Origin of the sequence: Cumulibacter soli, from assembly GCF_004382795.1 — a bacterium.
GTDB lineage: Bacteria > Actinomycetota > Actinomycetes > Mycobacteriales > Antricoccaceae > Cumulibacter > Cumulibacter soli.
Genome location: NZ_SMSG01000001.1, coordinates 118,268 through 130,556, shown reverse-complemented (window position 1 = coordinate 130,556; position 12,289 = coordinate 118,268). Strand labels below are relative to the sequence as shown.

Below are 12,289 nucleotides of genomic sequence, written 5' to 3'. Positions count from 1 at the left end.
ACATAGGACCACGACACCGGCGTAAAATGCAACCCCAACCATACAGGCGGAAGCCATCTGTGACCTTCGACGGATCGACGGCACCCAACGACGAAAGATCGACGTTCGCGCGGTAAGTTCCTATGAACCGAATCCGGTTCGAAGCGCACGTATTTTCGGAGGCAGCGCATGGCACGATTGGCTCAGACCCCAGGCCTGACGGACGTCCAGCAGGAGATCCTCAGCACGGTCCGCCAGTTCGTCGACAAGGAAATCATCCCGAACGCTCAGGCGCTCGAACACGACGACACCTACCCAGAGAAGATCCTCGAAGGCATGAAGGATATGGGCCTGTTCGGGCTCATGATCCCCGAGGAGTACGGCGGCCTCGGCGAGTCGCTGCTCACTTATGTGCTGTGCGTCGAGGAACTCGCACGCGGGTGGATGAGCATCTCCGGCATCATCAACACCCACTTCATCGTGGCGTACCTGATCATTCAGCACGGAACGCAAGAGCAGAAGGAGTACTACCTTCCGCGGATGGCGACCGGTGACTGTCGAGGCGCGTTCTCGATGTCTGAGCCGGGCTGCGGTTCGGACGTTTCGGCTATCACCACGAAGGCCGTCCGGGACGGCGACGAGTGGAACATCAACGGCCAGAAGATGTGGCTGACGAACGGTGCCTACTCCTCGGTTGTGGCGACCCTGGTCAAGACCGACACCGGTAGCGACTCGGTCTACAAGAACATGAGCACCTTCCTGCTGGAGAAGGAACCCGGCTTCAAGACCACCGGCGGTCTCACGATCCCCGGGAAGATCGAGAAGATGGGCTACAAGGGCGTCGAGACCACGGAGATGGTTCTGGACAACCACAAGGTCCCGGCGTCCGCCGTACTCGGTGGCGAAGAGGGCGTTGGCCAGGGCTTTTACAAGATGATGGACGGCATCGAGGTCGGTCGCGTGAACGTCGCTGCGCGCGGCTGCGGCGTCGCGATCCGCGCGTTCGAACTGGCGATCAAGTACGCCCAGGAGCGCGAGACCTTCGGTAAGGCGATCATCGGGCACCAGGCGATCGCCTTCAAGCTGGCCGAGATGGCGACCGATGTTGAGGTTGCGCACTCGATGATGGTCAATGCTGCTCGGTTGAAGGACGCCGGCACGCGTAACGACATCGAGGCGGGCATGGCGAAGATGGTGGCCTCGGAGGCTGCCGCGCGGGTCACCACGGACTCATTCAAGATCCACGGTGGCTACGGATACTCGAAGGAGGCGGAGATCGAACGGCTGATGCGTGAGGCTCCGTTCCTGCTGATCGGCGAGGGCACCAGCGAGATCCAGAAGCAGATCATTAGCCGCGGTTTGATGCGCGACTACAAGAACAAGGCCTAATCGGCCGTATCCAAAGGGCAATGTTGTGTGCGCTTAACGCACACGACATCGCCCTTTGGATCCTCGACGGTTCGGCTCTCGAGCCGGGCGCCGGTTACGGCGTCCAGTCAGGGTTGCGCCCCGCGAAGCCGAGTAGGCGATCGAAGATCGGGGCGTTCTCGGGCACAGCGACTTCGGCCGCAAACATCCCGCCGTCCCCGCGGTACTCCGGTGTCACCATGCCGCCGAAGAATGTCAGTGAGGTTTCGCTGGCCTCATCGTCCGGCGTCCACGACTGGCCGGTGGCGCGGGCGAGATCCCAGCCGTGCACCAGGTACTCGCCGAGGATCATCGACAGCGCCATGTCGCCGGGCATGCCGCCCTGTTGCGAGATGACCAAGGGCCGCTCGGCGGCGCCGGCCTGTACAGCGTTGTCCAGCGTGACAGCGGCGGTATCGATGCGCTCAGCTGCTTGCTGACGTGTCACGCTCACGCTCGATACGTCGGCCAGTGGGCACACCCCGTCAGGGTCGGCGTACCCGCCGGCGAAGTTCTCCAGCCAGCCGACGATGTGCGCGCTCAATGCGCTGACGTCGTACTCGGCGCAGGGTGTCGGTAGGCCAAGGTGGTTCTCCTCGACACGGCCGGCCACCGCCGCGAGGTCTCGAAGTACCGGTCGAAGATGCGCCAGAGTCGACGCTGTCGTGTTCTGATCTGTAGTCATACCTTCAGCATGCGGTGGATGCCACGAGCAGGATTGAAGAAACGCGTCATATCTGCGCGCTACGGTGATCGGGTGCTGGAACATCGCCGCCAGGAGATCGAGCGCGACAGTCGGGGGATCCTCAACCCTGGGCTGATGCGCGAACACGTCGAGTTCACTCGAGTGGCGCCCCCGGACGAACTCGGTGGGTTGGTCGACTGGTTCTGGGCCGTGCGGTGGACTTTGCCTGGTAGTGCTGAGTTCGTGCAGCCGGTGCTGGCGCATCCGTCGGCGAATCTGAGTGCCGGACCGGCGTACACGCGCGGTGAGCCACGAGACGACATTGAGGCGACTCTCGTCGGGGTGCAAACCGCGATCGACCGACGGCGCCTGCGCGGTACGGGGTGGAACGTTGCCGCGAAGCTGCGCCCCGGAGCGTTGGGCTTGTTGCTCGGTCGGTCCGCAGGGGATCTCACCGATTCGACCGTGTCGGCCGCGGAGGTGTTGGGGGCGCGGAGCGCGTCGCTCGAGGCGAGGGTTGCCGACCTCGCTGATGACGTCCCGGCGCAGGTGGGTGAACTTGAGGCAGCGCTGCGTGTTGCGATCGACCGAGTATCTGCCCAGCGTCGCGCGGCGGCCGCTCAGGTGGTGTGGGCGGCCGGGCTGGTTGAGGCTGACCGTTCGATTCGGTCCGTGGCGATGTTGGCTGATCGGGTAGGCCATAGCGTGCGGACGCTGCAGAGATTGTTTATCGAGTACGCCGGAGTCTCGCCGATGTGGATGATTCGGCGGTGTCGGCTGATCGAGGCGGCGGATGCCGCCCGGGCAGGGCGACCAGGGTCCTGGTCGGAGCTGGCCGCGGGCCTTGGATACGCCGATCATGCCCACCTGATCCGCGAGTTCAAGGCGGTTGTCGGGATGACGCCGGCGGCGTACGCCGCGTCCGTGGTGCCGTTGCGATGCCCTCCGGATGCAGAAGCACCACGAGCGGTCTAGGCTTAGTCCCACGGGGTAGGTAACGCTAACGTCACCCAATTTCTCTATAGAATTTGCCCCTGACGCGGTGTGTGCACCGCGCTTGTCCCAAGAATCCTGGAGGGAACCCGATGCGCGATTACGGAAAGTTCTACATCAACGGTCAGTGGGTCGACCCCGAGACGCCCAAGTCGTTAGACGTGATCAATCCGTCGACCGAGGAGGTCGCCGGCAAGATCTCGATGGGCGCCGAGGCGGACGTCAACAAGGCTGTCGCCGCGGCCAAGGAGGCCTTCAAGACCTGGGGTCGCACCAGTGTCGAAGAGCGCGTCGCGGTGCTCGAGCGTTGCGTTGAGGAATACAAGAAGCGGTACGACGAGTTCGCCGCAGCGGTGACCGAGGAGATGGGCGCCCCCGACTTCCTGGCGCAGAAGGCGCAGGCGGCGCAGGGCCTCACGCACCTCAAGACGGCGCTGAACGTCCTCAAGGAGTTCCAGTTCGAGGAGGACAAGGGCACCACTCGCATTGTCAAGGAGCCGATTGGCGTCGTCGCCATGATCACCCCGTGGAACTGGCCGCTGAACCAGATCGCGTGCAAGGTCGCGCCGGCGCTGGCTACCGGCTGCACCATGGTGCTCAAGCCGTCCGAGGTCGCGCCGTTCTCCGGCTACCTGTGGGCCGAGGTCATGGATGCTGCCGGCGTTCCGGCCGGCGTGTTCAACCTCGTCAACGGTGACGGCCCCAGCGTGGGTGCGCCGATGTCGAGCCACCCGGATGTCGACATGGTCTCGTTCACCGGTTCGACCCGCGCCGGTGTTGAGGTCGCTCGCAACGCTGCGCCGACCGTTAAGCGCGTTCAGCAGGAACTCGGCGGCAAGAGCCCGAACATCATCCTGGACGATGAGGCGTTCGCGCAGAGTGTCACCGGCGGTATCGCCGGCGTCATGACGAACACCGGACAGTCCTGCAACGCCCCGACCCGCATGTTCGTGCCGAAGGCGCGCATGGGCGAGGTTGAGGAAATCGCCAAGGCTGTCGTCGACAAGTTCGCTCCCGGTCTACCGGATTCCGGCGCCAAGATGGGTCCGCTGGTCTCGCTCACCCAGTTCGAAAAGGTGCAGGGCCTGATCAACAAGGGGATCGAGGAGGGCGCAACCGTCGCCGCCGGTGGTGCCGGTAAGCCGGACGGCCTGGAGAAGGGTTACTTCGTCAAGCCAACCGTGTTCACGAACGCGACCAACGACATGACGATCGCCCGGGAGGAAATCTTCGGACCGGTGCTGACCGTCATCGGGTACGACGACATCGACCAGGCGATCGAGATGGGCAACGACACGCCCTACGGTCTGGCTGGGTACGTCGCCGGTGCCGACCATGATGAGGCACTGCGGGTCGCCTCGCGCCTGCGCGCGGGACAGATCAACGTGAACAACGCGATGCCGGACCCGAACGCGCCGTTCGGTGGCTACAAGCAGTCCGGTAACGGGCGCGAGTGGGGCGAGCACGCGTTCGCTGACTTCCTTGAGCTGAAGGCCGTGCTGGGCGCCGGGCAGGCGTAACTGCACGTCAACTTCGAAGGGCCTGACACCAGTGTGGTGTCAGGCCCTTTGTGGTGTGTGAGCGCTACAGGATGAGGGTTCGTGCCGCGGATTACGGGCGCCACGCCTTGAGGAGGGAATCCAGATGAACGCCGTACTCGCGCACGCTCTTGCGCGGTCCGTTCGGCAGTGCGCCACCGAGTTCGAGGGTGACCCAGCCGTGCACGCCGGCCCAAATCGAACGGACGATCTGCTCAGGGCGACCGCCGACGAGGTCACCGGCCGTCAGGCCGCGGCGTACCGCGTCGATCAACGGCTGGATCGAGTCGCTGTCCGGTAGCTCATCGACGGGTTCCGGAGCGCATGCTGGTGGCCCGCCGAACATCACGTGATACAGGGTCGGATTCTCGATTGCCCAGGTGCGGTAGGCGATACCCAGTCGGCGTAGATCGTCCATTGGGGCATCGGTCGCCGCGACGCTGTGCTGATTCTTGCTGAAACTTTCCGACACATAGTCGATCACCGCGGTGATGAGGGTGTCGCGGTCGCCGAAGAGTCGATAGATCGTGCTCGTCGTGCATCCGCAATCGGTCGCGATCGAGCGCAGGGCGAAGTCATCTCCGGCCGCGACCCGGGATGCCGCGGCGATGATGAGGTCTTCCCGGATGGAGTCGCCGTACTTTCTTGGTCGAGCCACTTGACCAGGCTAGCATAACGTTGTTACATAACAGTGTTACGTAACAACGTTACGAAGGGCTTGTACTCATGTCTCTCAACCCCGGACGATTCACTGTCAGCGCCGATGCCGGTCAAGAGGTCACCGTGTTCCTGATCGGGATGCGGCTGAACAAGCCGTTGGCGATCACTCGATGGTGGCCGGTGCTCACCGCGATGCCACGAATGCTGCGGCACCTGGCAGATGACCAGGACGCCGGCATGCTTAGTTTTCAGAGTTGGTTCGGACGTACGACCGTGCTGCTGTCGTATTGGCGATCGCCGGAGCATCTGCAGCGGTTTGCTTCCGCTTCCGATGCGCCGCACCTACCTGCGTGGCGGGACTTCGTTCGCCGCGTTGGGGAGGACGGGACGGTCGGCGTGTGGCACGAGACGTACGTCGTACCCGCCTCCGCACGGGAAGTCGTCTACGTGAATATGCCTGAGTTCGGGCTCGGTAAGGCGCTCGGCGCCGAGCGCATCGGGGCGGGTGCGCACACGGCCAAGCAACGGTTGCGGCGTGGGTACTCCCACCGCAGTGACTGATTCGCGGCAGTGCGGAGGTACGGCCGTGCAGCAGTGGGCGACGCGGCGCGGGCATGCCCGCGAAGGTGTGTGAATCGCGGCGGCCATGTCCGGCGCCCGGTGGTCTGCGCAATCGTGCGTATCGTGATTAGGTGGGAATCATGAAGTCAGGCGTACGGCATGGTGAGTACAAGGTTGCTGGCGGAAAACTGGTAGCGGCCGACGTCACGGTCGACGACGCGACGATCGCCAACGTCCACATCAACGGCGATTTTTTCCTTGAACCCGACGAGGCGCTGCCGCGATTGAATAACGCGCTCGTCGGCATGCCGGAGTCCGCCGCCGTTGATGCCCTCACGGCCCGACTCGACGATGCGGTGCGCGGCGCGCATCTGGTCGGGTTCACCACGGCCGCGATCGCGATCGCGGTTCGGCGTGCTCTGGGCTTCGCGACCGGCTGGGCCGATCACACCTTCGAGATCCTCCACCCAGCACCGATGCCGCCGGCGATGCATCTGGCGTTGGACGAGGTGCTCACCGCCGAAGTGGGTCGGGGAACGCGACCGCCGACCTTGCGGTTGTGGGAGTGGGACACGCGCGCGATCATCATCGGCTCGTTCCAGTCGCTACGCAACGAAGTCGACCTAGAGGAGTCCAAGGCCGAGGGGGTCACCGTCGTACGCCGCATCTCCGGCGGCGGCGCGATGTTCGTCGAGCCCGGAAACGGCGTCACCTACTCGCTCTATGTGCCGGCCTCGCTCGTGGAAGGGCTGAGCTTCGAGCAGTCCTACGCCTTCCTGGACGACTGGGTGCTCGGCGGGTTGAGGTCAATCGGTATCGATGCCACCTACCAGCCGCTGAATGACATCACCTCCGCGCTGGGCAAGATCGGCGGCGCCGCACAGAAACGCTTGGCCAACGGGGGAGTGCTGCATCACGCGATGATGTCGTACGACGTGGACGCCGACAAAATGTTCCGGGTGTTGCGTATCGGCCGCGAAAAGCTCAGCGACAAGGGGACGAAGTCAGCCAAGAAGCGCGTCGATCCCCTGCGTAGCCAGACCGGAATGACCCGTGAAGCGGTGATGGAGGCGCTGAAGGACCACTTCCGCGAGCGGTACGACACCGTTGACGGCACGTTGCGTCCCGAGGAGATCGCCGCAGCCACGACATTGGCTGCCGAGAAATTCACCAACCCCCAATGGACGGCACGGATACCGTAGGGGAGGCTGAGCCATAAGGCTGAGGCGGCGGCGCGGGAAGGGTTGAGCGATGCGAATCGTGGTCACTGGCGGACACGGAGCCCTTGGGCGAGAGATCATGGCCGATGCGAAGGCACGCGGGCACCAGGTCAGCAATGCGAGTCGAGTTAACGGTGTCGACCTGCGCACCGGTGCCGGATTAGCGGAGGCGGTCGCCGGAGCGGACGCCGTCGTGCACTGTGCCTCCAACCCGCGCGACCCGCGCCCGGTGGACATCGACGGGACCCGCAGATTGATCGAGGCGACTGGTCCCGACACCCACATCGTCTATGTGTCGATTGTCGGCGTCGACCAGACTCCGTACAGCTACTACCACGCGAAACTAGCCGCCGAGAAGGCGCTGGCCGAGTCGCCGGGACCCTCGACCGTGGTCCGCGCGACCCAGTTCCATGGCTTCGCGGCGTCGATGGCGCGCCGATTGACCCGCGGGCCGATCTCGTTCACCGTTGGCAACATGGCCAGCCAGCCCGTGGACGTTACCTGGGTGGCGCGTCGGATGCTCGACTACGCGACCGGTGATCTACCAAGCGGTCCGGTCCGCGCGACCGATCTCGCTGGGCCCGAGGTGCTGACGATGCCGCAGATCGTGGCAATGTTGCGTCGACACGATGGCGGCTCGGTGCCTAAGACGCTGCGGCTGCCGGCGTTCGGCGCGACGATGAAGGCGTTCGCGTCGGGTTCGATCCTTGCCGGCAAGGACGCCGAGACCGGTGGCGCGACGTTCCACGAATGGCTCGCGGCCGATCGCTAGATTCGCGGCCACCTGCCGCCGTGGGCCTATCGCGCCCGCCCTCGGGTCCGTGTGCTGCCACCAGCGGCTAGCGTTGCTGAGGTCCGAAACATTGTGCACTCACCTCGCTCAGGAATCGCATGCTCCCCAGCCATACCGCCGACGGTCGCGTCGTCATGCCCAAGATCGTGTTGTTCTATCGGTTCACTCCGCTCGCCGATCCCGAGATGGTCCGCCTGTGGCAGCGTGAGGTGTGCGAACGGTACGGGTTGACTGGGCGCATCCTGATCTCGCGCGACGGGATCAACGGCACGGTCGGCGGGCCGATGGCTGACGTGAAGCGCTACGTGCGTGGGCTGAAGGAATACCCGCCGTTCAAAGACATCGACGTGAAGTGGAGCGATGGCACCGGGGATGATTTTCCGCGGCTTTCGGTAAAGGTGCGCGACGAAATAGTCACTTTCGGCGTCCCCGACGAAATCAGTGTCGACGAGAGCGGCATCGTCGGCGGGGGTACGCATCTGAGTCCGGAACAGGTGCACGAGCTGGTTGCCGAGCATGGTGAGGATGTCGTGTTCTTCGATGGCCGCAATGCGCTTGAGGCGTCTGTCGGACGGTTCCGTGGCGCGGTCGTGCCCGACGTCGCGACCACCAAAGACTTCGTCGCCGAACTCGACTCTGGCAAGTACGACGATCTGAAGCAGCGGCCGGTGATTTCCTACTGCACCGGCGGAATCCGGTGCGAGGTGTTGTCGGCGCTCATGCGCCGTCGAGGATTCGAGCAGGTGTATCAACTGGATGGCGGCATCGTTCGCTACGCCGAGAAGTACGGTGACGACGGGCTGTGGGACGGTTCGCTGTTCGTCTTCGATAAGAGGATGACGCTCGACTATTCAGACCACACGAAGGTCATTGGGCGTTGCGCGGTGTGTGATTCGCCGACCAAGGAGTTCCTCGATTGCGCCCAGCAGGGCTGTAAGGCGCTGGAACTAGTCTGTGCGAGCTGCCAGCAGGTCTCGCCGCTCTGCACTGAGCATCGCTGAGGGAGTGCGGGGGTTCTCACGCGTCGCGGGCCGACACTAATCGAACCCGGCTGCACGATCTAACCAAGGTGACCCTAACCTTACTAGCAAGAGCGCCATGTTTGTGGTGGGCATAGGGATACGGGGCATATGGAACAACGCGTGCGAATTCGCGGCACGGCCTTATCGGCTAGGTTAATTGCGCTACCTGCGCTGACCGCCGTTGAAGGTGAGAAGTGAATGACAGGTAATCGTTCCGGTGTCGGGATGGCGGCGCGCCATGGCGGGCTGTTACTCGCCTTGCTGTGTGCGCTCATGGTGTCGATCATGCCGTCAGCGGCGTACGCGGAGGACGAGGAGGCAACCCCCGAGAGCTCCGGATCGACCTGGATGGTGCAGCCCTCTGGTCCGGACGGGCCGAACGACCGGTCCTACTTCGTGTACGCGATGGACCCCGGCCAGCAGGTCGAGGACACCATTCGGATCACGAATATATCTGAAGAGCCGCTGACGTTGGGGCTCCTCGCTACTGACGCGTTCAATGTGCCTGAGACAGGCGCGTTCGACCTGCTGCCGACCGCAGAGCAACCGGTGGACGTCGGGGCTTGGGTGACCTTGCCGGTCACCGAAGTCGCCATCGAACCCGGCAATAGCGTCGATGTGCCGTTCCAGATTCAGGTCCCGGACAACGCGACCCCTGGTGATCACGTCGGCGGCGTCGTCACCTCGCTGACGTCGCCGGGCACGGACGCGGACGGGAACGAGGTGCTGTTCGATGCGCGGATCGCAGTCAGGCTGTATCTCACGGTCTCCGGTGAACTCACGCCGAGGCTCGCCGTGGAGGACCTGGCGGTCGACTATGGCTCCAATGGGCATCAGCTCACCGGTGATGTGACCGTCACCTACACGGTGCGCAATCGCGGAAACGTACGGCTCGCCGCCGACGAAACGGTCAGTCTCACGCCGTTGATCGGCGGATCCGTGGCTGAGCAGACAGGGGATATCGCAGAGCTGCTACCTGGTGGCGCCGTACTACGCTCGGTGGTGCTCGAAGACGTTCCCGCGCTCGTTCGGCTGCAGGCCAACGTCCAGCTGGACCCCATCGATGTTGGCGAACGGCTGGAATCTGAACCGAAGTCAATCACTACGTCCACGAGTTTCTGGGCGATGCCGTGGATTCCGCTAGCGGTGCTGCTGGTAATCGTGCTGGGCGTGTACTTCCTGATGCGGGGCAGGCGTCGTCGTTGGAAGGCGATGAAGGCCGAACTCGCGGAGGCAAAAGCCAAGACATCCGGTGCCGATCAGGCTGACGAGGCAAAAGTAGGGGCCTCCGGCGACGGTGTTGGTGACGACTCCAATGTCGGCGAGACCGATAGCGATGGCGATGCCGAGTTGGACACGGACGCTGAGCAGGACGCGCGTCGTGAAGACGCAGAGCCCAGCGATGGTAGCGATCCAGCATCCGGCGAACAGACTACCGGCGGAGATGAGGGCGATGCGCGCACGGATCGTTAGGTCCGTCGTCGGACTCCTGCTTGCGGCGCTGGCATTCAGCGGCGCGGGCTTTAGCGTGCCGGCGTACGCCGCGCCGACTGATCCACAGATCGCGATCGCCAGTAGTTCGGCGGGGGAGGGTGAGGAGGTTGATCTTCAGCTCACCGGTTGGAGTCCGGGAGTGCTGGTCTCGGTGGCGGTCTGTGGAAGTGGTTCGGGCTCGTCATCCTGCGCGATGATGGCGGCCGCGCAGGCTGTGCCAAATGCGGACGGTGACGTCGATGTCGTTGTGGTCGTGGCGATCCCGCCGGATCCCTGCCCTTGTGAGATCCGTGCGTTGAGTGTCGACGGTGGCGCCGAGTCTGTCGCGTTCGATGTGGAGGGCGCCGAGATTGCCGACGCTGAATCCGAGGCGCAGCCCGCACCACCACAAACGGCCGTACTCGAAGGCACGGTCCGGCTCGCTGGCGACGCGTCGTGGCGCGAGCAGTTCGCCCTCGGTGGTAGCCGTGTAGTCACTATCGCCGTCACGAATACCTCGCAGGTCGCCACCGAACAAGGAGAGCTCGATGTGGTCCTCGGCCGCAATACGCGCTCTGGCGACGTGGCGCTAAGTGTTGACATTCCTTCGCTTCCGCCGGGCGGCAGTTTCGAAGTATCCGGGCAGATCATGATTCCGGCGGGGTTCACGGGCAAGTTCGTCGTGTACGTCGTAGGTCCCGGATCGCTGGATTCCATCGCATCGACCACGTTGCAGTCGTGGGCGGTGCTTGGCGCGGCAGCGGTTGCGATGTTGCTGGCGTTCGGGTGGGCGTTTGCCGGGTTACGTCATCCGTCGCAGCGCTCGCGGGCGGTGCGGTTCGTGGAGCGATCGAGCCTTGGGCTGGTCGTCGTTGGGGTCGTGCTGTTGTACGTGACGTTGCACTGAGATGACGTTGCACTGAGATGGCGTTGCACTGCCGGCGCGGGCGGGGTGCCGCTCAGTTGCATCGATCACGAATGGCAACTCGACCCTCGACCGAGACCACGAGTTTAGTTAGGTTAGGATCACCTAAATTTGTCGAGCCGGCGAGTAAGCCGTGCTCTCGATGGGTTGCCGCGTCGGTGAGAGCCTTCTCGGTGCGGCCCACTCGACGAGAAGGAGAATTGTGCGATACCTGCTGTCTTCGCGGTCGACGGAACCAACTGTGACGGTGATCGTGCCCGCGTACAACGAGGCGCGCAACCTGGAGGTCGTCCTCCCATCGCTGCCGAAGGTGCACGAGGTCCTCGTCGTCGATGGCGGCTCCAGCGATGACACTCTGGAGACCGTCGCGCGAATAAGCCCGGAAGCGCGAGTAATTCAGCAGACCCGCCGCGGGAAAGGCAATGCGCTCGCGTGCGGCATGTATGCGGCAACTGGTCAGATCGTGGTGCTGTTCGATGCCGACGGATCGGCGGATCCGCGTGAGATTGACCGAATGGTTGAGGCGCTGGTAGGTGGCGCCGACTTCGTCAAGGGCAGCCGCCACCTACCCGGTGGGGGTTCTACCGACCTGACTCCGTTGCGGACCTTCGGTAATCGATCGCTAACGGGTGCAGTCAACCGGCTGTTCGGGACGAAGTACACCGACCTCTGCTACGGCTACAACGCATTCTGGCGGGAGTTGCTGCCGGTGCTGCGATTGCCGGACGTCGACGGACCGGACGACGCGTACTGGGGTGACGGCTTCGAGATCGAGACGTTGATGAACTGCCGTGTCGCCGAGGCGGGCCTGCAGGTCGCAGAAGTGCCGAGTTACGAACTTCCCCGCATCCACGGCGCCAGTAACCTGCACGCCATGTACGACGGAATCCGTGTATTACGCACGATCCTGGTCGAGCGTTTCGGCCGAGTAAGCGAACAACTCGCCCCCGCTGCGCCCGTTGGCACCGCCGAACTGGCGGATACGCGCCAAGCGGCCTGAGTCGGTTGTCCCGGCGATCGGCAAGAGTGGAGT

12 protein-coding genes are annotated in these 12,289 nt (G+C 64.0%); 10 read left to right on the top strand and 2 right to left on the bottom strand.

Annotated elements, in window-relative coordinates; all coding sequences use genetic code 11:
• Nucleotides 1–168: 168 nt before the first annotated feature.
• Nucleotides 169–1,368, top strand: coding sequence for an acyl-CoA dehydrogenase family protein (locus E1H16_RS00620; RefSeq protein ID WP_134321765.1), 1,200 nt, complete (start codon nucleotides 169–171; stop codon nucleotides 1,366–1,368).
• A 94-nt stretch (nucleotides 1,369–1,462) separates the two neighbouring features.
• On the opposite strand, the gene E1H16_RS00615 is transcribed toward E1H16_RS00620, so the two are convergent.
• On the bottom strand, nucleotides 1,463–2,071 hold the full coding sequence (locus E1H16_RS00615) for a TIGR03086 family metal-binding protein (protein ID WP_134321764.1): 609 nt from the start codon (nucleotides 2,069–2,071) through the stop codon (nucleotides 1,463–1,465).
• An 18-nt stretch (nucleotides 2,072–2,089) separates the two neighbouring features.
• On the opposite strand from E1H16_RS00615, the gene E1H16_RS00610 reads away from it, so the two are divergent.
• Nucleotides 2,090–3,046: a helix-turn-helix domain-containing protein gene (locus E1H16_RS00610; RefSeq protein ID WP_166741567.1), complete on the top strand. Its 957-nt coding sequence runs from the start codon at nucleotides 2,090–2,092 to the stop codon at nucleotides 3,044–3,046.
• 110 nt (nucleotides 3,047–3,156) lie between these two features.
• The gene (locus E1H16_RS00605; protein WP_134321762.1) at nucleotides 3,157–4,584 is read left to right on the top strand and encodes an aldehyde dehydrogenase family protein; all 1,428 of its coding nucleotides are present in this window, start codon (nucleotides 3,157–3,159) and stop codon (nucleotides 4,582–4,584) included.
• Between the two features lie 91 nt (nucleotides 4,585–4,675).
• On the opposite strand, the gene E1H16_RS00600 is transcribed toward E1H16_RS00605, so the two are convergent.
• Nucleotides 4,676–5,260: a TetR-like C-terminal domain-containing protein gene (locus tag E1H16_RS00600; RefSeq protein ID WP_134321761.1), complete on the bottom strand. Its 585-nt coding sequence runs from the start codon at nucleotides 5,258–5,260 to the stop codon at nucleotides 4,676–4,678.
• A 68-nt stretch (nucleotides 5,261–5,328) separates the two neighbouring features.
• Here E1H16_RS00600 and E1H16_RS00595 point away from each other — a divergent pair, with 68 nt between their 5' ends.
• The 7 genes from E1H16_RS00595 (at nucleotide 5,329) to E1H16_RS00565 (ending at nucleotide 12,256) form a co-directional block, all read left to right on the top strand.
• Nucleotides 5,329–5,823 (top strand): DUF4188 domain-containing protein, encoded by a 495-nt coding sequence (locus E1H16_RS00595; RefSeq protein WP_134321760.1) that lies wholly within the window; start codon nucleotides 5,329–5,331, stop codon nucleotides 5,821–5,823.
• 140 nt (nucleotides 5,824–5,963) lie between these two features.
• Complete coding sequence (gene lplAB / locus E1H16_RS00590) at nucleotides 5,964–7,025, top strand: lipoate-protein ligase LplAB (RefSeq protein ID WP_134322327.1); 1,062 nt, start codon at nucleotides 5,964–5,966, stop codon at nucleotides 7,023–7,025.
• Between the two features lie 49 nt (nucleotides 7,026–7,074).
• Nucleotides 7,075–7,815 carry an SDR family oxidoreductase gene (locus tag E1H16_RS00585; protein WP_134321759.1) on the top strand — a complete coding sequence of 247 codons (741 nt, stop codon included), beginning with the start codon at nucleotides 7,075–7,077 and terminating at the stop codon, nucleotides 7,813–7,815.
• A gap of 119 nt (nucleotides 7,816–7,934) precedes the next feature.
• Nucleotides 7,935–8,837, top strand: a complete 903-nt coding sequence (gene trhO, locus E1H16_RS00580; protein ID WP_208378782.1) for an oxygen-dependent tRNA uridine(34) hydroxylase TrhO — start codon at nucleotides 7,935–7,937, stop codon at nucleotides 8,835–8,837.
• A 219-nt stretch (nucleotides 8,838–9,056) separates the two neighbouring features.
• A complete protein-coding gene (locus E1H16_RS00575; RefSeq protein ID WP_134321758.1) occupies nucleotides 9,057–10,331 on the top strand; it encodes a WxL protein peptidoglycan domain-containing protein in 1,275 nt (424 codons plus the stop codon).
• On the top strand, nucleotides 10,312–11,238 hold the full coding sequence (locus E1H16_RS00570) for a hypothetical protein (protein WP_134321757.1): 927 nt from the start codon (nucleotides 10,312–10,314) through the stop codon (nucleotides 11,236–11,238). Before E1H16_RS00575 ends, E1H16_RS00570 begins: the two co-directional genes overlap by 20 nt.
• Before the next feature lie 259 nt (nucleotides 11,239–11,497).
• Complete coding sequence (locus E1H16_RS00565; RefSeq protein ID WP_208378781.1) at nucleotides 11,498–12,256, top strand: glycosyltransferase family 2 protein; 759 nt, start codon at nucleotides 11,498–11,500, stop codon at nucleotides 12,254–12,256.
• Nucleotides 12,257–12,289: the final 33 nt, after the last annotated feature.